Here is a 17,430-nt window from a genome sequence, read left to right on the forward strand (position 1 = left end):
TATTGAGTATGTTATGTTATTACATAGATTGCGTAACGCTATAACGTGTGCGATAGCAGTGCGCAACAGCGCGAATGGAAAATTGATGTTTGCTCCCGCAAGAGACGAGGGATCGCCGCTCGTTTCCCTCTCCAATGTCGGCGTCAGGCGCAACGGCCGCTGGCTCGTGCGCGGCGTCGATTTTTCCGTGCGCCGCGGCGAGATCGTCACCCTCATCGGTCCCAACGGTTCGGGCAAGTCCACCAGTGCCAAGGCCGCGATCGGCGTGCTGAAGCCGGACGAGGGGAGCGTCGAACGGCTTGCCGGGCTCAAGGTCGGCTATGTGCCGCAGAAGCTCTCCATCGATTGGACCTTGCCACTCACCGTGCGGCGGTTGATGACGCTTACCAGGCCTCTGCCGGAGCGCGAGATAACCGACGCGCTGGATGCGGCCGGCATCGCCCATATGGCCGGCGCTGAGGTTCAGAATCTTTCCGGCGGCGAGTTTCAGCGCGCACTCCTGGCCCGAGCGATCGCCCGCAAGCCGGACCTGCTCGTCCTCGACGAGCCGGTACAGGGTGTCGACTTCAGCGGCGAGATTGCGCTCTACGACCTCATCAAGTCGATCCGCAACTCGTCCGGCTGCGGCATCCTGCTCATCTCGCACGACCTGCATGTGGTCATGGCGGAAACCGATACCGTCATCTGCCTGAACGGGCATGTCTGCTGCCGCGGCACGCCCCAGGCGGTGAGCCGCAGCCCCGAATATGTGCAGCTCTTCGGCACGCGAGCCGCGCAGACGCTTGCCGTCTACAGCCATCACCATGACCATACCCACCTGCCCGACGGACGCGTACTGCATGCGGACGGCTCGCTAACCGACCATTGCCACCCGGGCGACGGACATCACCATGACGGCCACGATCACAGCCATGGCCATGCGGTCGCCCTCCACCAGCACGGCGCCGACCCCTCTTCGGCCGATGACCATACGCCACATCCCCGCATCGAGGAGGTGACAGCCGATAGGGGCGAACGCCCCGGGGACGACCGCCATGTTTGACGATTTCTTCACCCGCGCGGTCATCGCCGGCGTCGGCCTTGCGCTCACCACCGGCCCGCTTGGTTGCTTCATCATCTGGCGGCGCATGGCCTATTTCGGGGATACGATCGCCCATTCCGCGCTGCTCGGCGTTGCGCTGTCGCTGCTGTTTCAGTTCAACCTCACGATTGCCGTCTTTGTGGTCGCCGCGACCGTCTCGATCCTGCTCCTCTTCCTGCAGCGTCGACAGGCACTGTCGGCGGATGCGCTGCTCGGCATTCTCTCGCATGCCACGCTGGCGATCGGCCTTGTCATGGTCGCCTTCATGACGTGGGTGCGCATCGATCTCATCGCCTTCCTCTTCGGCGACATCCTTGCGGTCACGCAATCGGATATCGACCTCATCTGGGGCGGCGGCGTGCTCGTCCTCGGCGCGATCGCCTATCTGTGGCGGCCGCTGCTCGCTGCAACCGTCAATCCCGAGCTTGCCGAGGCCGAAGGGCTGCGGCCGGAGAGGGCGCGGCTCTTCTTCATGCTGCTGATGGCCGTCGTCATCGCGATCGCGATGAAGATCGTCGGCATCATGCTCATCACGTCGCTGCTGATCATTCCGGCCGCCACGGCGCGCCGCCTTTCCACGACCCCGGAAATGATGGCGGTGCTCGCCTCGCTGATCGGCGCGATCGCCGTCGCCGGCGGCCTCTTCGGTTCGCTGCGCTACGACACGCCGTCTGGCCCCTCCATCGTCGTCGCCGCGCTTATCCTCTTTATTCTGAGCTTGCTGCCCTTCACGCGAGGGCAGGCGAGGCAGGCCGCCGAGGCCCAAGGACAACGCCCATGAACGCTATTCCGCAACTGACCAAGAACCAGACGCTCGTCTTCGACGTCCTGTCGCACGCTGACGGGCCGCTCAGCGCCTATACGATACTCGACAGGCTGAGGGATCGCGGATTCCGCGCGCCGCTGCAGGTCTACCGGGCTCTGGAGAAGCTCCTGGAATATGGCGTGGTCCACCGGCTGGAAAGTATCAACTCCTTCGTGGCCTGCGCCCATCCGGGCGAGGATTGCCACAGCCACGGACTGGTGGCCTTCGCCATCTGCGACAAATGCGGACAGGTTACGGAATTTCACGACCACGAACTCGACCACCGCCTGATGTCATGGGTCCGCGGGCAGAAATTCAAGCCCGAGAAGGCAACGATCGAGATCCGCGGCCGTTGCGCCGCCTGCGCCTGAGCAATTGCGCAAGTCAAATTAACGGGAAGCCAGAGGCCCGCTGGACTTTTGCTATGCAATCGGTCACAACCCCTAATACGCATATCCCATAAATACACTATATTATTGCATTTCCAATCTGCGATGCTACTATTGGCTGTCTCCTGGGGAAGGGTCTTCCGATGGCGGTTCGCAGTCTCTTGGCACTCGTGCTTGCCTTGCCCATAGCTGCGTGCGTCAGCTTTGCGCCGACCTTCGACGCGACGATCTATGACAGGCTTTCTGCGGCAAACTCAAGCCTGGCAAAACTGGAAACCGCCATCGAGACAAAGGCGCCCGGCAAGCTCCGCTACTCCGATGCGGAAGGTTATTACATCGACGCATTGGCCGAAATCGGGGAGGCCCAGGATGTTGCCGACAGAAGGCCGGCCTACCTGAGCGGCCAGCCATCCGCCGAGGCCGCTCGCTTGAGTGCCGCCAATATCAAGAGTTGCCGGGAGGCGATCGAGTTTTCGCGTACGACCTTCAAGGAAAGTGGTCAGGCGGTGAGAACGCTGGATGATCTCTCGACCGTCAGGAATACCTGCGCAATTCCAAAAACAATGGAAGGAATGCTCAAGTAGGGGGAGATGCATGCCAATCAACTTCGAGACGTTCAAGCCGACTTCGGTAGACGAACTGCGAAACGGACTTCTTCAGGTGGTGATAGACACCGCCGCAGGGCAATGGAACCTGATTAGGAACGAGATGACCTATCAGTTGAGCTTCATCGCTGAAAAGACCGCGACCGTCATGGCGCAATTGAGCAAAAAGCAGATCACCAGGAAAGAGGCGGACGGTAGTCTTCATCTGTTGGAGATCAATCTCAATAGCGCGCTACGGGAGTTCGCCTTCATGGCCTATACAGTTGCGCAGAAGATATTGAACTCGGTGTTCCAGTTGCTCAGGAGCGCCATCAGGAACGTCACCGGGATCACCTTGCTTTTGTGAGCCGCTGCCTTGGAACGAACTGATCCGGTGCCGGTCTCGGCATGCGCGATCGTCGTTGTCATGAACGGCCATATCGTCGTATCGACGGATGAACTCGCGGGAGCGGGACCCTGCGTCACAGCTCCCTTAAATCCCGTGCGAAGCGGTGCCAGTTGGCGACATAGCTCCTCGCGGAGCGGCGCAGCCCCTCGATTGCCTCCTCGTCGAGCGTGCGGATCACCCTTGCCGGTGAGCCTACGATCAGCGAACGATCCGGGAACTCCTTGCCCTCGGTAACGAGCGCATTGGCGCCGACAAGGCAGTTGTTGCCGATCCTCGCACCGTTCAGCACCGTCGCCCCCATGCCGATCAGGGAATTGTCTCCGATGGTGCAGCCATGGATGATCGCATGATGGCCGATCGTGCAGCCTTCGCCGATCGTTGCCGGGGAGCCGGGGTCGGTATGGACCATCGTGCCCTCCTGTATGTTCGTGGCCCTGCCGATGGTGATCGGCTCGTTGTCGCCACGCAGTACCGCGCCAAACCAGATGCCGACCTCTTCCTCGATCACCACCTGGCCGATGATGTGCACATCCGGCGCGATCCAGTAGAGACCGGCCGCAGGCGTCTTTGGCCGCAGGCCTCCCAATGAGTAGAGTGGCATCCTAGTCCTCCTCGATCAGACCACCGAAAGCGAGAGCGTGCCAACGCCCTCCACGCCACAGGCAATGCTGTCGCCCTTGCGGACCGCGCCGACGCCGGCCGGCGTGCCGGTCATGATGACATCGCCCGGTGCCAGGACGAAGAGCTTCGAGAGCTCGGCTATGATCTCCGGAATTTTCCAGATCATCTGGTCGAGATTGCCGTCCTGTACGCGCTTGCCGTTGAGATCGAGCCAGATCGCACCGGAAGAGGCATGGCCGATGCGCTCGACGGGCGCGATCACCGAAACCGGCGCCGAGTATTCGAAGGCCTTGCCGACTTCCCAGGGGCGCCCGGCCTTCTTGGCCTCGCCCTGCAGGTCGCGTCGTGTGAAATCGATGCCGACGGCATATCCATAGACGCAGTCGAGCGCCTTTTCCGCCGGTATGTTGGCGCCTCCCGACTTCAGCGCGAGCACGCATTCGACCTCATAGTGAACGTCAGCCGAAAGCGGCGGGTAGGGGAAGTCATTGCCCTGCGACAGCAGGTTGTCCGGGTTTTTCTGGAAGAAGAAGGGCGGCTCGCGATTGGGATCATGTCCCATTTCGATTGCGTGGTCGGCGTAGTTGCGGCCGACGCAATAGACGCGCCGCACGGGAAAGAGCGCCGCTGTGCCGTCGACGGGCAGGAGGGCTGGCTGCGGCAGGGGAATGACGGTAGCGATGGGTTCGGGCATCTTTTTTGGCTTGTCCAGGCTAGGGATTTTGGGCGGTTGTCTTGATTCCGCCAGTAATCCTAGCCGTAATTGGAGCCATGAGGAAATGTCTTTCCCGGGCCGCCCTTCTCTGGCCAAGTAGAGTCCCTGATCGGAATTGGAGAAGATCCGGACCTCCTGGGCTGGGCACTGACCGGATCTCTCCCGCCGTCCCCCGCGAGGGCACGCACAAGACGGCTGGCAAATCTCTACAGCCCGTTGCGATGCGCACCAGCTTGACCTCTATGCACCCATTCCAGAAGCTTAATATCCACACGCATGCGGATCGGATCGGCACAGCATTGCCGCTGCATTCCTTTTCGTTTCGAGAAAGGCCCGAAAGACATGCGCAACCGAGGGGAAGGCGGTGAAGGCAATCCTTTCGCCTTGCGGCGCATACCGTTACCGCCTCGATCGCGACGTGCAGGGAGAGGGAAGGGTGTTTGCCTATTTCGGCATCAATCCTTCGACGGCCGACCATGAACTGGACGACGCGACTGTCCGAAAATGGCGCGGCTTCACGATCCGCAACGGCGGGCGCAAATTCATAGTCGGCAACGTCTTCAGCTACCGGGCTACGGATGTCAGGGAGCTTGGCCGCGATGTGCCGGACTGCGACGACATCCACTGGAGCCACATCATGCAGATCATCGCCGAGGCTGACATCCTGGTTGCCTGCTGGGGCAGCAATTCAAAGCTGCCGCTGTCAAAGCGCGAGCGACCAGCCGAACTGCTGCAGGTGCTCATGCGCTCGGGCAAGCCGCTATTCCACTTCGGCAAGACCAGATCAGGAGATCCGAAGCATCCGCTGATGCTCGGATATGACACGCCGTTGATCGAGTGGCAGTAGATCGCAAGGCGACGCTCGCGCGAGAGAGGTCGGCAAGGTATGATCCAGCAGCCCGGGACGCAGTTGCCGCCCACCCGGGCTTTTCATTTTGATGCCGCTAAACTATCTAGGCGCAATGCGAACTCACGAGCAACAAGAGCCGCAGCAGAACGATTGGATGGGCAGAATTGCCAAATAACCATAAAAACAAGGTTTTCGCCGTCGCGCCGATGATCGACTGGACGGATCGTCATTGCCGTTTCTTTCACCGCCAGATCAGCCGGACGGCGCTGCTCTATACCGAGATGGTCGTGGCGGACGCGATCATCCACGGCCCGCGTGACGGGTTGCTTGCCCGCGACGCTTCGGAGAATCCGGTGGCGCTTCAGCTCGGCGGGTCGGATCCGCGCAAGCTTGCCGAGGCCGTCAGGCTCGCGGAACCCTTTGGCTATGACGAGATCAACCTGAATGTCGGCTGCCCCTCCGACCGGGTGCAATCAGGCACGTTCGGCGCCTGCCTGATGCTGGAGCCGGAGACCGTGGCGCGCAGCGTCGCGGCGATGAAGGCGGTCGCCCGCGTGCCGGTCACGGTCAAATGCCGCATCGGTGTCGACGAGCAGGATCCCGAGCAGGCACTGCCGGATCTGATTTCGCAGGTGCTCGACAGTGGCGCCGACGCGATCTGGGTCCATGCGCGCAAGGCCTGGCTCAAGGGCCTGTCACCAAAGGAAAACCGCGAGATCCCACCGCTCGACTACGAGATCGTCTATCGCATGAAGCAGCGCTGGCCGGACGTCTTCATCGGCATCAATGGCGGCATCAAGACCCTGGACGAGGCGGAAGCTCATCTCGACCATGTCGATGGCGTCATGCTCGGGCGCGCGGCCTACCAGAATGCGTCCATCCTTGCCGATGTCGACCACCGCTTCTCGGGCGCGCCGGCCATCGAGATCGACTGGTTCGATATCCGCGACAGGATGATGGCCTATGCCGCCGAGCATATCGCCACCGGCGGTCGCCTCGGCCATGTAACCCGCCACATGGTGGGGCTGTTTACCGGCCTGCCGGGCTCCCGCCGCTACCGACAGATCCTGTCCACTGACGCAAACCGGCCCGGAGCGGGACCAGAGGTGATCGCTGCCGCCTTCGCCGCCGTGGAATTCGTCGAGGGCGATGTGGCGGTCAGCGCCTGAGCGAGCCAATGTCCGCCATCGGCGCCGGTACCCCAACGACATCAAGGCCTTGAAACGAAAACGGCGCCCCTTGCGGAGCGCCGTCCATCTGCCTTACGCAGAAATTCTATCAGGCAGCCTGGATGTTGACAGCCTTCGGGCCCTTGCCCATGCGATCCGGCTCGGTGTCGAACGTGACGATCTGGCCTTCGCGCAGCGTCTGGATGCCCGAAGCCTGCAGCGCGGAGATGTGAACGAATACGTCCTTCGCGCCGCCGTCCGGCGTGATGAAACCAAAACCCTTGTCCTGGTTGAAGAATTTTACGGTGCCCTTGGTGGCCATGGGGAGAAGTCCTTTTCCCTTAGTTCAGTTAGGTATCCGCACCCTCGAGAGGAGGCGGACGGCTTTGCCTTCGCTCGCGCGACAGGCCAGTCGAGAAGTCACGTACGGGGAAAGAACGTCTACGCGCGCGGAATTCGCCCGCGCCGTCTCCTCCAAGGAGACATTACCACATCAGTCCAGTCACCGGCATGCATATGCCCGAGTACCGCACTTCGTGACAGCTTTCGGCGCAAAAGGCAAGCGACAATATTGTGGCACATTCTGGCACTATACTGGAATCCTTAAAGATTCAGGGACTTGCTAAATGGTAAGCAAGGGCATGCCGAGACTGTATCGGAACGGGATTCCGTGCCGAAACCGAGCGGCGATCCTTAGCTTCTCCGGCCAAAGAGGGAGGCGAACCGCGAAGCAGGCGTCGCTTGCAGGCGCGGTACGACGACCAGGCGGCGTACTTCGCCGCGCTTGTAGGCGGCCAGAAAGCGGCGATAGTCCCTGAAGGAGACGCAGCCGTTGGAATCGCCGCCCCTGCCGAGCATGTAGGTGTGTGCGAGCAGACCGTTGCGGCCGTGGATCGCATCCTCGCCGCCGATCGGCGTGAGCCTGATTGCCTCCACGCCGTGGAACAGGCTTTCACGCATGGTGAGGTCGTAGGTGTGCGGCGGTGTCGGACCGCGCATCCGCTGATTGGCATAGCTCGGCCGGTCGCGCATCTTGCCAAGGCCGGAATGCGCCTCCAGCCGCTCGCCGCTCGGCAGGTATACCGTTGCTGCTTCGATATCGTAGACAGCGACGCCGCGGGCGAGGCCAGGCACGCCCGAGCGGCCGGCGCGCGGAACCTCGTCGTCATCGTTCTCGTCGACCGTCGGCGCATAGGCAAGCACCGGAGCGGCCGGGCGAGACGCCGGCGTAGCGGCGGGCCTTGCCGGCATGGCCGGCCGTGTCGTCGGGACAGGCGCCTCGGAGGGTTCGACCAGCACAAGGCCAAAGGGTGAGGCATCGTCGAAAGCCTCCGGCTTCGTGACTGCCTCGGCAACTTCCACCGTCACGGGCTTGTTGCCGGCCGGGATGCTTGCCGTCGTGCCGCCGTCGCCGGCCTTTGCGGGCGCGGCCGCTTCGGTCGCTGCGACCTGCGGGCCAGCAGTCGAGGGGCGAGCCTCGACCGGGGCCGGGGAGACCATGGCAACGACCGGGCTGCTCGCAGCGGGTTTCGCCGGGGCGGCTTCGGGATGAATGGAACCGGGAGGCGCGGCCGGCAGGGCTGCGACCTGAACGGGCTCGGGAGCCGGCATTGCCTTTGCCCGAAGCATGGCGACGAGCTTGTCATTGCCTTGGGAAGGCGCCGCCTTCGCTGCCATGCGCTCGCCGATGCTCGCCGGCAGCGGAAGGCGGGAAAATTTCGAGACGTGGATGAGGCGTTCCGGCGCCGGCGTGACCTGGCGCAGTGTGCGCTCCCGCTCCGGGAAGGCATGGAGCTCGGCCGCGCCGGGTGCCAGCGGCACGGTGACCGTCTGCATCGTCGCAAGGGTTGCCAGCAGCCACGTGGTAGCCGCCAGGGCGACTGTCATGAACGCCGCACCGGCGAGAAGGGTGCGCGTTCCCCCGAACCGCAGATTCAGGCCCATGCGGCCGATGCCGCCCAAACTCTCGATCGCAACTGTCATGATACCCGCATTCTGAACGCGCTACGCAAACCGGTGGGCTTGCGCAGACGCGCCGCCGACCACCCTCAAATGATGATGCGTTATGGTAACTAATGTGTTTACGAGGCCGGAATTCGTTCGAATCGGGGCGCGGAGATGGGCCGTTCGTGGCGAATCTTGGGTTTTCGGCACCCTGAAGTCACCATGCGGTGACCGTTTTCAATGCGGTGGAAATCATGGGAGGACCCGATCCCTCCACAATTTCGTCCCGACTGCGGTCAAACATTGTGCCATGGACGGGTGCCTGGGCCATGTGGGCCAATCGAAAAGAAGTTCCGATTCGCGGCCGAATGCGGTAGGTCGAAGCGTGAGGGAAGTGCGGAAGGCAGGTGACGGTGTGATCGATCCCTATGTCATGCTTGGAATTGCGCGCGACGCCGGCGGGGAAGTCATCCGGCGCGCCTGGCGAAGGGCGGTGAAGACCGCCCATCCCGATTCCGGCGGGGATGCCGAGAATTTCGGAAGGCTGCAGACCGCCTACGAGCTGCTGCAGGATCCGGTGCGCCGCAAGGTCTATGACGACACCGGCTACGACCCGCAGCTTGCCGACCCGAAGGATCTCGAGGGGGCGCTGATGCTGGAGACGCTCGTCAACGAGTTCATCCTCGACGAGCGGGAGCCCGGCAGCTTCGATCCCGTCGCCGCCATGCGCCGCAAGCTTTCCGACGACATCGTCAAGAACCGCTTCCACATCCTCGAGCTCGAGCGCCACCGCAACCGCGTGCGCCAGCACATCGACCGGCTCGGCCGCCGGCCGGAGACCGACGTGCTCGGCTCGATGCTGCGCGCCCGCAGCCAGTCGATCGGCGAGGCGATCCGCAAGGCGGAGGGGCAGATCGACGCGATCGAACATGCCTACAAGATGCTGGAAGGCTATTCCTACGAGCTGGAACTCATCGAGGCGCGAGGCGAGGCGGCGGAATAGACTGCCTCCGGCAGGCTCGCTGCGTCACCGGAGGGTTAGATGCGCCCATCGAGCGCATCCGGTCACTTTCCGGTCAGCGCCCCGGTCGTCTTCAGCGTTGCGCCGGCGGCGGCGAATTCTGCGTTGTGGCGGGCAATGATGTCGGGCGCCGTTTCCTGCTCACCGTCGACGGTGCTGTGGGCATCGGAGACAACAGTCACGCCGAGCCCGGCAGCGATCGCGCCGCGGACGGTCGCGGCAACGCAGAAGTCCGTCTGCGCGCCGAGCAGCACGACCTCGCCCGCGCCCTGACCGGCCACCCAGGCGGCGAAATCGGGGTTGCTGAAGGCATCGCCGACGCTCTTGGAAAATGTTGGCTCGTCGGCACGCTGGCCGAGCGCCGGCGAAACCGGCCAGCCTGGCGCTCCTGGCGTCAGCGTATCGCCCTCCGGCCCGTCATGACGAACGAAGGCGACCTTGCGGCCGTCCTGCCTTGCCCAGCCAATGATTTCGCGGGCGCGCTCAACGAGCCCGCCGGCGCCGTGCACCGCCGGCTCGGCGACGCCATCAAGAAGTCCCGTCTGCAGGTCGATGACGACGACGGGGGCAGGGTTCGCGGTTTTCTGTGTCATGGGGTGAACGCTAGCGGCATGGGCGAGGCGAGGCAAGATGCGAGATCTGGCCTTGGTCGTCGGTGCCTTGTCCGATGCGATCGCCGGAGACCACCTCTTCGCCCTTCGCGATGCCGGCGGTCGGGCGGGCCTGCAACTGGCGAAGCCAGCGGCGGAGGTGGGGGCGGTTTAGCGGGTGGGAGCCGAGCGCAGCGACGATGATCTCGATCGCCGCCTCCTGCAGCGCGCAGGCCTCGGGATCGGCCGGCATCGGCTGGCGCGGCAGTATCCCCATGCGCTCCTCGACGGATCGGACCTCCGCCAGCAACTCGTCGAAGGCCTGCCGCTCCTCCGGCAGCAGGAAAATGAGGCAGGCCGGCTCGCTGCTCCGCACCAGGATCATGCAGCACTTGCCGGCCCGGTGGCAGGCGCGGCACAGGCAGATTTGGCTCGGCACCGCGAGCATGTCGGCCGTGCGCGCCATGAGCAGGCGGTGTTTCGCCTCGTCGGGCTCATTGTCTTCGGATTGGGTCATGCGATTCTCCTCTCGACGCACGGCTTTGCTCTCACGCGGCGTCTCCGCCCGTGGCTTGAAAAGGTTTCGGCCGGAGCACGTCGAGTGCCTGGCAAGTGAATAAAGAGTGACACCCTGACGTGCCCCGCTTCGGCTGTTTGTGCCCGCGACTTCGGTCCTTCTGCGGCGGCAGGCCGTCCGGCTGATAGCCGTCGGCACCCCGAGATCCGGTCGGACATGCGATCCGACGCAGCCTTGAGGCCTGCCACCTTGCGTCGCCACACAGGCGCGCCTGGCGCGCTGTTACGGGCAGCCGCAGGCAGGGGCCGGCCCGACGCCCTTTCGCCTGCGCCCCGTGTCGCCAGGGGAAGACCATGTTCCGCGGACCCCGCCGGCCGGCTCTTGCGTCCGTCCCCGACCTGCGGCACCGGCCCCGCCTCGCCGGAACGCCTTCCGGTGTATCCGATGACGGGACGAGGCAAGTGTAGGCATGGGTCTGCCGGGCGGGGACGAAGGGGGACGGGAATTCGCCCAAGCGATTGGGATTGCTGGGTGTGAGTTGCGGGATCGTCCCCGTGCGGGAGATGCCGCGACGCGCACCTCCACCCGCTGTCATGCTTGCGCACCGAGCATCCGGATTTCAAGTGGTTGCGCCTGAAACCTCGCCTCAAGGGCGAGGATGACGAAACGCAGCGGGGCGCAGAGGACAGCGGCGCGGAATGCGACGACCGGGCGGCGCCGGGAGGCTAGGAGCCGTTGACGAGGGCGAGTACCAGTTGCTGGACGTTGCCGCCGGCGCCCATTTCGCTGCGCTCGAACTCGGCGTCGCGGCGGACCTTTGCGTTGGAGATCTCCCCGAGGCGGGCCTGCAGCACGGCGCGGACCTTCTGGCATTTCGGATCGGCGGGGGCCGACAGGCCGAGGCTGAAGGCCTCGATCTCTTTCACCATGTCGATGACGTGCGCGCCATGCACCCGCTCGTGCCGCTCGATGCCGGCGACAAAGTTCTGCCACTTGGCGCGCGTGGCGGGCGGCAGGTTCGTCGGCGCTTTCGGCAGCGTGTAGGTGATGACGAGCTTCGGCCGCGCCACGGCCAGCACGCAGGCGCCGTCCGGCTGCGGGCGGTAGTCACGCGTCCAGGTGAGCTTGAAGGTGGTGTGGGCGATCGCCCTGCCGGTCCCCGCCGCCGGCCCGCGCTCGCCGATCGAGCGGTAAAGCTCGATGCCGGTGGTGCCGGTGACGGGGTAGGTCTTGGTTTGCTCGACCGGTTGCCAGTCGGCGGCGTGGGCGAGGGTGGGGAGAGCGAGGAGGGCGAGGGGGAGGAGGTGGCGCATGGGGCGGAGATTAGGGGAGAGGGGGTGCGGGGGGCAAGGGGGAAGCGGAGAGGCCGGAGTAGCGTTGCCGTCTGCGGAGGGAGGCTATTTTCCGCCCCCGGTCGGGCCGCAACTGCCGTCGCATGTCGTGATCAACAACGTCATCTCCAAGCAGGCGCAGCACATCGACGAATGCTTCTGCCGAAGGCTTCCCACTACCCGTCATGCCGGACCTGATCCGGCATCCAGCGGCGCCGCGTCTGCGGCGCGAGGGAGTCTTTGGCGCTCAAGGACTTGAGCGCGCTGGACCCCGGATCAAATCCGGGGTGACGGAGGCGGGCTTGAGCCCTCTTGCCCTTCAATCAGCCACGGAGGCATTCACCAGCGAGGAGGCGCATCGCCGGCACGAGGATACCGACCATGTGCGTGAACTCTGGGCGGTAGGGCCGCGGCTGCCGTCGCATGTCGTGATCGACAACGCAATTTCCGAGCAGGTGCAGCACATCGACGAAAGCTTCGACTGAGGCTTCCCGCCGCCCGTCATGCCGGACCAGATCCGGCATCCAGCGGCGCCGCGTCTGCGGCGCAGGGGAGTCTTTTGCGCTCAAGGACTTGAGCGCGCTGCACCGCGGATCAAGTCCGGGGTGACGGAGAGAGATGTGAGCCCTCTTGCCTTCCACGCAACCATGAGTGACCTTCGACCCGGATCACAGCGGGGAGGGATGCATGAAGCTGATCGTCGGGTATTTCACGACAAAGCCGGGGAAGCGGGAGGAATATCTCGCGGCGGCGCGGAACCATCTGGAGAGGAGCCGGCTCGATCCGGACTGCCTCTATATCGAACTGGTGCCGATGCCCGACCATCCCGACAGAATCCTGCTGGCGGAGGCATTCACCAGCGAGGAGGCGCATCGCCGGCACGAGGATACCGACCATATGCGCGAGCTATGGGCGGTGGGGCCGGTGCTGTTGTCGCATGTGGTGATCGACAACGTGATTTCGGAGCAGGTGCAGCACATCGACGAACGCTTCGACTGAGGCTTCCCGCCACCCGTCATGCCGGACCTGATTCGGCATCCAGCCGCGCCGCGTCCGCGGCGCAGGGGAGTCTTTTGCGCTCAAGGACTTGAGCGCACTGGACCCCGGATCAAGTCCGGGGTGACGGAGGGAGAGGCGGAGCGTGGACGGTAGGGCGAGACCGCGGGTTGGCGGCGGTGACGGCGGGAGAGGCGGAAGGGTGACGGGGAGGTGGAGGAGGTGCGGGGTTAGAGTCCGTGCAGGAAATGGGCAATGTCCTGCCATTCCGGGTTCATCGCCTCGATGAGGTCGAGCTTCCACTTTCGCGGCCAGTTCTTGATGGTCTTTTCGCGTGCGATCGCATCGGTGACGAGATCGTGCTCCTCGAACCAGACGAGCGTCTTGATGCCGTAACGGCTGGTGAAGCCCGGAGTGAGATCGTTCTGATGTTCGTAGAGACGGCGCGCCAAATCGGACGTCACGCCGGTATAGAGCGTGCCGTTGCGCTGCGAGGCAAGGATGTAGACGTAGCCCTTCATGAAGGAATGATGCGGGAAATGCGGAGCCAGAGCAATTCCTGATTGCAGTCGCTTGGATTTTTGCGTCATGCCGGGCTTGACCCGGCATCCAGTGGCGCGATGTCCATCGCGCGGAAAACCTAAGCCGCCGGGAATCGATTCATTCACCGCGCAGACGCGCGGTGTCTGGACCCCGGATCAGGTCCGGGGTGACGGAGGTGGGGAGGCGGGGCGCCGGTATCCCGAAAAGGTCGAGGCGGCTAGCGGCCGGGGCGGCCGGTCTTGCCCTTGGTGCGGCCCTTGCGCTGCTTCTCGTCCACCGGGTCCTCGTAGGAGCCGACGCCGGGCTTGGCGCGGATGATCGGCTTGTCCGGGACCTTGCCCGTGACCGGCTTCTCCGTGCGGCCGACAGTCATTTCGTCCAGGTCGTTCTTGCGGAAGAGGGAACGGCCACCGTGTTCCTGGATGTCGCGCCCCATTTCGTCGAGACTGGGGCGTTGGAAAAGAGATTTCGATTGATCCGCGGTTGCGTTCGCCGCAGCCGAGACCGGCCCTTCGCTTTGGCTCGGGGCGTTCGTCGTTCGAAACGATTCACTGGATCGTTTCGTCTGCTCCGCAGACCACTTCTCACCCTCACGCGCCAGCGGATCGTCCATGACGGAGAGCTCGGCGGCCTTGAGGCGCTTGATCTCGTCGCGCAGGCGGGCGGCCTTCTCGAAGTCGAGGTCGGCGGCGGCATCGCGCATCTGCTTTTCCAGCACATTGAGATGCGCCTGCAGGTTGCCGCCGACGAGATGGCCGCCATCGGCGAAGCCCTTGCCGGAAACGCCTGAGATATCGGCCCTTACGTGATCCTTCTCATAAACCGAATCAAGGATGTCGGAGATCTTCGCCTTGACCGACTCCGGCGTGATCCCGTTCTCCAGGTTGTAGGCCATCTGCTTCTCGCGGCGGCGGCTCGTCTCGTCCATCGCCCGCTGCATGGAGCCGGTGATCGTATCGGCGTAGAGGATGACCTTGCCGTCGACGTTTCGCGCCGCACGGCCGATGGTCTGGACGAGCGAGGTCTCCGAGCGAAGGAAGCCTTCCTTGTCGGCATCGAGGATGGCGACGAAACCGCATTCGGGAATGTCGAGGCCTTCGCGCAAAAGGTTGATGCCGACGAGGACGTCGAAGGCGCCGAGGCGCAGGTCGCGGATGATCTCGATACGTTCAAGCGTGTCGATGTCACTGTGCATGTAGCGGACGCGCACGCCCTGCTCATGCAGGTATTCGGTGAGGTCCTCGGCCATGCGCTTGGTGAGCACGGTGACGAGGGTGCGGTAGCCGGCGGCGGCGGTCTCGCGGATCTCGCCGAGGACGTCGTCCACCTGGCTGCGGGCGGAGCGGACCTCGACCGGCGGATCGATGAGGCCGGTCGGGCGGATCACCTGTTCGGCGAAGACGCCGCCGGACTGCTCCATCTCCCAGTTGCCGGGCGTGGCGGAGACGGCGATCGTATCCGGGCGCATCGCATCCCATTCCTCGAAGCGGAGTGGGCGGTTGTCCATGCAGGAGGGCAGGCGGAAGCCATATTCGGCAAGCGTCGCCTTGCGGCGGAAGTCGCCGCGGTACATGCCGCCGATCTGCGGCACGGTGACGTGGCTCTCGTCGATGAAAACGATGGCGTTGTCGGGGATGTATTCGAACAGCGTCGGCGGCGGATCGCCGGGATCGCGGCCGGTGAGATAGCGCGAATAGTTCTCGATGCCCTGGCAGGAGCCGGTCGCCTCCAGCATCTCGACATCGTAGCGGGTGCGCTGCTCGAGGCGCTGCGCCTCCAGCAGGCGACCGGCCTTTTCCAGTTCGGCAAGGCGGAGCTTCAGCTCCTCCTTGATCGCCTTGATGGCGCCGTTCAGCGTCGGGCGTGGGGTAACGTAGTGCGAGTTGGCGTAGATCTTCACCGATTTCAGGTCGCCAGTCTTGTGACCGGTGAGCGGGTCGAATTCGGTAATGGCGTCGATCTCGTCGCCGAACATGCTGACGCGCCAGGCGGCATCTTCAAGGTGGGCCGGAAAGATCTCGATCGTGTCGCCGCGCACGCGGAAGGAGCCGCGGGTAAAGTCCATGTCGCGGCGCTTGTATTGCTGGGCGACGAGGTCTGCCAAAAGCTGGCGCTGGTCCAGTCGGTCGCCGACATTCATCTGGAAGGTCATGGCGGTATAGGTCTCGACCGAGCCGATACCGTAGATGCAGGAGACGGAGGCGACGATGATGCAGTCGTCGCGCTCAAGCAGCGAGCGCGTCGCGGAGTGGCGCATGCGGTCGATCTGCTCGTTGATCGAGGATTCCTTCTCGATATAGGTGTCCGAGCGCGGCACGTAGGCTTCCGGCTGGTAGTAGTCGTAGTAGGAAACGAAATATTCGACCGCGTTGTTCGGGAAGAAGTTCTTGAACTCGGAATAGAGCTGTGCAGCCAGGGTCTTGTTCGGCGCGAGGATGACCGCGGGACGCTGGGTAGCCTCTATCACCTTCGCCATGGTGAAGGTCTTGCCGGAGCCGGTGACGCCGAGCAGGACCTGCGAGCGGTCGCCATTCGACAGGCCATCGACGAGGTCGCGGATCGCCGTCGGCTGGTCGCCGGCCGGCTGATATTCGCTGTCCATGCGGATCTCGATGCCGCCTTCGGATTTGTCCGGGCGGGCAGGGCGATGCGGCGTCCAGATCTTGCCGTTCTTGTGCAGCGGATTGCCGCTCTCGATGAGCTTCGCCAGGGCATCTACCGTGGCGGTAACGGCGCCAGGAGCAATGCTGGCGGCATCCTCCAGGGCAATGTCGAGGCCGGCAACCGGATTGAGGCCCGCCGCCGCGCGGGTCTTCGGATCACTCGAGCCGCCGATCGAAACGCCTCGGGCGGTCTTGCCGACCGTCGCCTTCTTGTTGACGCTGACGGCCTCAGTATGCTTGCGCGCCTCGTTTTCCACCTTCTTGCGATGCCGGCCCGCCTTGGAGGCGATTTCGCGCTGGCTCTCCACGCCGGATGCTTCCGCCTCGGCCTCGAGCTGCTTCACCCAATCGGCGACGGAGCCGCCGAGCGGCGCGCCTTCAAAGGACGATTGCGGGGCTTCCTCGAAGCCATTCGGGGCGGGGGATTTCTTCGGAGATCTGGCCATGGACGGAATATGGAGAGAGTCAGTGCGAAAAGGAAGAGGCAAAGAGTACAAAAGGGAAACGAAATGCTCGAAGATCTCCGGACTCGGGCACGGGCAAAAATTCTACTTTTCGTTGAATCTAGCTTAAATACGCGATAACGTAGCCAAAACAACAAACCAAAGCCATAGCAATGCCGGGAGTGGGAATTTGCCTAAGCTTGCGATTTCCATTGGACTGTGGATTGCGTTAGTGAACCCGGCGCCGGCTTTCGCTGTTCTAGACATCGAGGAGGATCCCTCCTGTGTCGATGTCAACTACGCATATGTCGCGACTCGGTCGAGTAAGTTCTACAGCGAGAAGCTCTACGATTTTCGGTCGGACGGTTCTGTCAAGCAGATTGCCGAAATGCGTATTGACGACGAGACGATATACCACCGAGAACTGAGGAAAGCGAAATGGAGGCGCTTCGACCGCACTGAGTGGTCTACACTAGATCGTTTCGGTCCGAGATTCAGTTCGTGCGAGTTCCTCGGCGAATTCAAAGAGCGCGGCAAAATGGTAAAGCGGTATAAGGCAACGTGGCATCTGTTTCCCTATGCAGCGTACAGCGACATCTGGATTTTGTCGGCGGGCAAAAGACTGCTCAAGCTAAAGAGGCGGTCCGTGGATTCGAACCAATTCAAGTTTGGAACAACGTCCGGAACGGTCTTGGAGTTATTCGACTACGATCCGACAACGGGGGTCGCACCCAACGGTCCTTTTGAGGACTAGATGCC

The 17,430-nt window shown here is 63.5% G+C and carries 20 protein-coding genes; 11 read left to right on the forward strand and 9 right to left on the reverse strand.

Annotated features, from left to right (window positions below; all coding sequences use genetic code 11):
- Positions 1-85 precede the first annotated feature (85 nt).
- From EV286_RS09315 to EV286_RS09335, 5 genes are all read left to right on the forward strand, one after another.
- Complete coding sequence (locus EV286_RS09315; protein ID WP_245500653.1) at positions 86-1,042, forward strand: metal ABC transporter ATP-binding protein; 957 nt, start codon at positions 86-88, stop codon at positions 1,040-1,042.
- Positions 1,035-1,862: a zinc ABC transporter permease subunit ZnuB gene (gene znuB / locus EV286_RS09320; RefSeq protein WP_132956737.1), complete on the forward strand. Its 828-nt coding sequence runs from the start codon at positions 1,035-1,037 to the stop codon at positions 1,860-1,862. Before EV286_RS09315 ends, znuB begins: the two co-directional genes overlap by 8 nt.
- Entirely contained in the window at positions 1,859-2,257 is a 399-nt protein-coding gene (locus tag EV286_RS09325) for a Fur family transcriptional regulator (RefSeq protein WP_132956738.1), read from the forward strand. The genes znuB and EV286_RS09325 overlap by 4 nt, the downstream gene beginning before the upstream one ends.
- A 161-nt stretch (positions 2,258-2,418) precedes the next feature.
- On the forward strand, positions 2,419-2,859 hold the full coding sequence (locus EV286_RS09330; protein ID WP_132956739.1) for a hypothetical protein: 441 nt from the start codon (positions 2,419-2,421) through the stop codon (positions 2,857-2,859).
- A gap of 10 nt (positions 2,860-2,869) precedes the next feature.
- Positions 2,870-3,226, forward strand: coding sequence for a hypothetical protein (locus EV286_RS09335; RefSeq protein ID WP_132956740.1), 357 nt, complete (start codon positions 2,870-2,872; stop codon positions 3,224-3,226).
- Positions 3,227-3,341: 115 nt separating this feature from the next.
- On the opposite strand, the gene EV286_RS09340 is transcribed toward EV286_RS09335, so the two are convergent.
- Complete coding sequence (locus EV286_RS09340; protein WP_132956741.1) at positions 3,342-3,869, reverse strand: gamma carbonic anhydrase family protein; 528 nt, start codon at positions 3,867-3,869, stop codon at positions 3,342-3,344.
- Positions 3,870-3,884: 15 nt separating this feature from the next.
- Entirely contained in the window at positions 3,885-4,583 is a 699-nt protein-coding gene (locus EV286_RS09345; protein ID WP_132956742.1) for a fumarylacetoacetate hydrolase family protein, read from the reverse strand.
- Positions 4,584-4,968: 385 nt separating this feature from the next.
- Here EV286_RS09345 and EV286_RS09350 point away from each other — a divergent pair, with 385 nt between their 5' ends.
- The gene (locus EV286_RS09350) at positions 4,969-5,451 is read left to right on the forward strand and encodes a DUF1643 domain-containing protein (RefSeq protein WP_132956743.1); all 483 of its coding nucleotides are present in this window, start codon (positions 4,969-4,971) and stop codon (positions 5,449-5,451) included.
- Between the two features lie 167 nt (positions 5,452-5,618).
- Positions 5,619-6,623 (forward strand): tRNA dihydrouridine(20/20a) synthase DusA, encoded by a 1,005-nt coding sequence (gene dusA, locus EV286_RS09355; RefSeq protein ID WP_132956744.1) that lies wholly within the window; start codon positions 5,619-5,621, stop codon positions 6,621-6,623.
- 109 nt (positions 6,624-6,732) lie between these two features.
- Here dusA and EV286_RS09360 read toward each other — a convergent pair whose 3' ends face one another.
- A complete protein-coding gene (locus tag EV286_RS09360) occupies positions 6,733-6,945 on the reverse strand; it encodes a cold-shock protein (RefSeq protein WP_132956745.1) in 213 nt (70 codons plus the stop codon).
- A gap of 371 nt (positions 6,946-7,316) precedes the next feature.
- Positions 7,317-8,606 carry a tlde1 domain-containing protein gene (locus EV286_RS32860; RefSeq protein WP_132956746.1) on the reverse strand — a complete coding sequence of 430 codons (1,290 nt, stop codon included), beginning with the start codon at positions 8,604-8,606 and terminating at the stop codon, positions 7,317-7,319.
- A 394-nt stretch (positions 8,607-9,000) separates the two neighbouring features.
- Between EV286_RS32860 and EV286_RS09370 the strand changes: the two genes are divergently transcribed.
- Positions 9,001-9,570, forward strand: a complete 570-nt coding sequence (locus EV286_RS09370) for a J domain-containing protein (protein WP_207909788.1) — start codon at positions 9,001-9,003, stop codon at positions 9,568-9,570.
- 62 nt (positions 9,571-9,632) lie between these two features.
- Here EV286_RS09370 and EV286_RS09375 read toward each other — a convergent pair whose 3' ends face one another.
- The 3 genes from EV286_RS09375 to EV286_RS09385 all read right to left on the reverse strand — a co-directional run bounded on the left by EV286_RS09375 (position 9,633) and on the right by EV286_RS09385 (position 12,008).
- On the reverse strand, positions 9,633-10,181 hold the full coding sequence (locus tag EV286_RS09375; protein WP_132956748.1) for an isochorismatase family protein: 549 nt from the start codon (positions 10,179-10,181) through the stop codon (positions 9,633-9,635).
- A gap of 10 nt (positions 10,182-10,191) precedes the next feature.
- On the reverse strand, positions 10,192-10,695 hold the full coding sequence (locus EV286_RS09380; protein ID WP_132956749.1) for a hypothetical protein: 504 nt from the start codon (positions 10,693-10,695) through the stop codon (positions 10,192-10,194).
- 725 nt (positions 10,696-11,420) lie between these two features.
- Entirely contained in the window at positions 11,421-12,008 is a 588-nt protein-coding gene (locus EV286_RS09385) for a DUF922 domain-containing protein (protein WP_132956750.1), read from the reverse strand.
- 320 nt (positions 12,009-12,328) lie between these two features.
- On the opposite strand from EV286_RS09385, the gene EV286_RS09390 reads away from it, so the two are divergent.
- Positions 12,329-12,511 (forward strand): hypothetical protein, encoded by a 183-nt coding sequence (locus tag EV286_RS09390; protein WP_245500654.1) that lies wholly within the window; start codon positions 12,329-12,331, stop codon positions 12,509-12,511.
- 202 nt (positions 12,512-12,713) lie between these two features.
- Positions 12,714-13,025 (forward strand): antibiotic biosynthesis monooxygenase family protein, encoded by a 312-nt coding sequence (locus tag EV286_RS09395; RefSeq protein ID WP_132956751.1) that lies wholly within the window; start codon positions 12,714-12,716, stop codon positions 13,023-13,025.
- Positions 13,026-13,252: 227 nt separating this feature from the next.
- Here EV286_RS09395 and EV286_RS09400 read toward each other — a convergent pair whose 3' ends face one another.
- Together EV286_RS09400 and uvrB are read right to left on the reverse strand one after the other, a co-directional pair.
- Positions 13,253-13,543 carry a GIY-YIG nuclease family protein gene (locus EV286_RS09400; RefSeq protein WP_132956899.1) on the reverse strand — a complete coding sequence of 97 codons (291 nt, stop codon included), beginning with the start codon at positions 13,541-13,543 and terminating at the stop codon, positions 13,253-13,255.
- Positions 13,544-13,782: 239 nt separating this feature from the next.
- The gene (uvrB, locus tag EV286_RS09405) at positions 13,783-16,674 is read right to left on the reverse strand and encodes an excinuclease ABC subunit UvrB (RefSeq protein WP_132956752.1); all 2,892 of its coding nucleotides are present in this window, start codon (positions 16,672-16,674) and stop codon (positions 13,783-13,785) included.
- A 187-nt stretch (positions 16,675-16,861) separates the two neighbouring features.
- Here uvrB and EV286_RS09410 point away from each other — a divergent pair, with 187 nt between their 5' ends.
- Complete coding sequence (locus tag EV286_RS09410; protein ID WP_132956753.1) at positions 16,862-17,425, forward strand: hypothetical protein; 564 nt, start codon at positions 16,862-16,864, stop codon at positions 17,423-17,425.
- The last annotated feature ends 5 nt before the right edge of the window (positions 17,426-17,430 follow it).

The sequence above is a fragment of the Rhizobium sp. BK251 genome (assembly GCF_004345245.1).
Lineage (GTDB): Bacteria > Pseudomonadota > Alphaproteobacteria > Rhizobiales > Rhizobiaceae > Rhizobium.

Bases quoted from the DNA above. Each gene is read 5' to 3' on its own strand.
- EV286_RS09335 (WP_132956740.1), top strand. From the start codon at position 2,870: ATGCCAATCAACTTCGAGACGTTCAAGCCGACTTCGGTAGACGAACTG.
- EV286_RS09360 (WP_132956745.1), bottom strand. From the start codon at position 6,945: ATGGCCACCAAGGGCACCGTAAAATTCTTCAACCAGGACAAGGGTTTT.
- EV286_RS09380 (WP_132956749.1), bottom strand. From the start codon at position 10,695: ATGACCCAATCCGAAGACAATGAGCCCGACGAGGCGAAACACCGCCTG.
- EV286_RS09345 (WP_132956742.1), bottom strand. From the start codon at position 4,583: ATGCCCGAACCCATCGCTACCGTCATTCCCCTGCCGCAGCCAGCCCTC.
- EV286_RS32860 (WP_132956746.1), bottom strand. From the start codon at position 8,606: ATGACAGTTGCGATCGAGAGTTTGGGCGGCATCGGCCGCATGGGCCTG.
- EV286_RS09370 (WP_207909788.1), top strand. From the start codon at position 9,001: ATGCTTGGAATTGCGCGCGACGCCGGCGGGGAAGTCATCCGGCGCGCC.
- EV286_RS09375 (WP_132956748.1), bottom strand. From the start codon at position 10,181: ATGACACAGAAAACCGCGAACCCTGCCCCCGTCGTCGTCATCGACCTG.
- EV286_RS09340 (WP_132956741.1), bottom strand. From the start codon at position 3,869: ATGCCACTCTACTCATTGGGAGGCCTGCGGCCAAAGACGCCTGCGGCC.
- znuB (WP_132956737.1), top strand. From the start codon at position 1,035: ATGTTTGACGATTTCTTCACCCGCGCGGTCATCGCCGGCGTCGGCCTT.
- uvrB (WP_132956752.1), bottom strand. From the start codon at position 16,674: ATGGCCAGATCTCCGAAGAAATCCCCCGCCCCGAATGGCTTCGAGGAA.
- EV286_RS09400 (WP_132956899.1), bottom strand. From the start codon at position 13,543: ATGAAGGGCTACGTCTACATCCTTGCCTCGCAGCGCAACGGCACGCTC.
- EV286_RS09315 (WP_245500653.1), top strand. From the start codon at position 86: ATGTTTGCTCCCGCAAGAGACGAGGGATCGCCGCTCGTTTCCCTCTCC.
- EV286_RS09330 (WP_132956739.1), top strand. From the start codon at position 2,419: ATGGCGGTTCGCAGTCTCTTGGCACTCGTGCTTGCCTTGCCCATAGCT.
- EV286_RS09385 (WP_132956750.1), bottom strand. From the start codon at position 12,008: ATGCGCCACCTCCTCCCCCTCGCCCTCCTCGCTCTCCCCACCCTCGCC.
- EV286_RS09395 (WP_132956751.1), top strand. From the start codon at position 12,714: ATGAAGCTGATCGTCGGGTATTTCACGACAAAGCCGGGGAAGCGGGAG.
- EV286_RS09325 (WP_132956738.1), top strand. From the start codon at position 1,859: ATGAACGCTATTCCGCAACTGACCAAGAACCAGACGCTCGTCTTCGAC.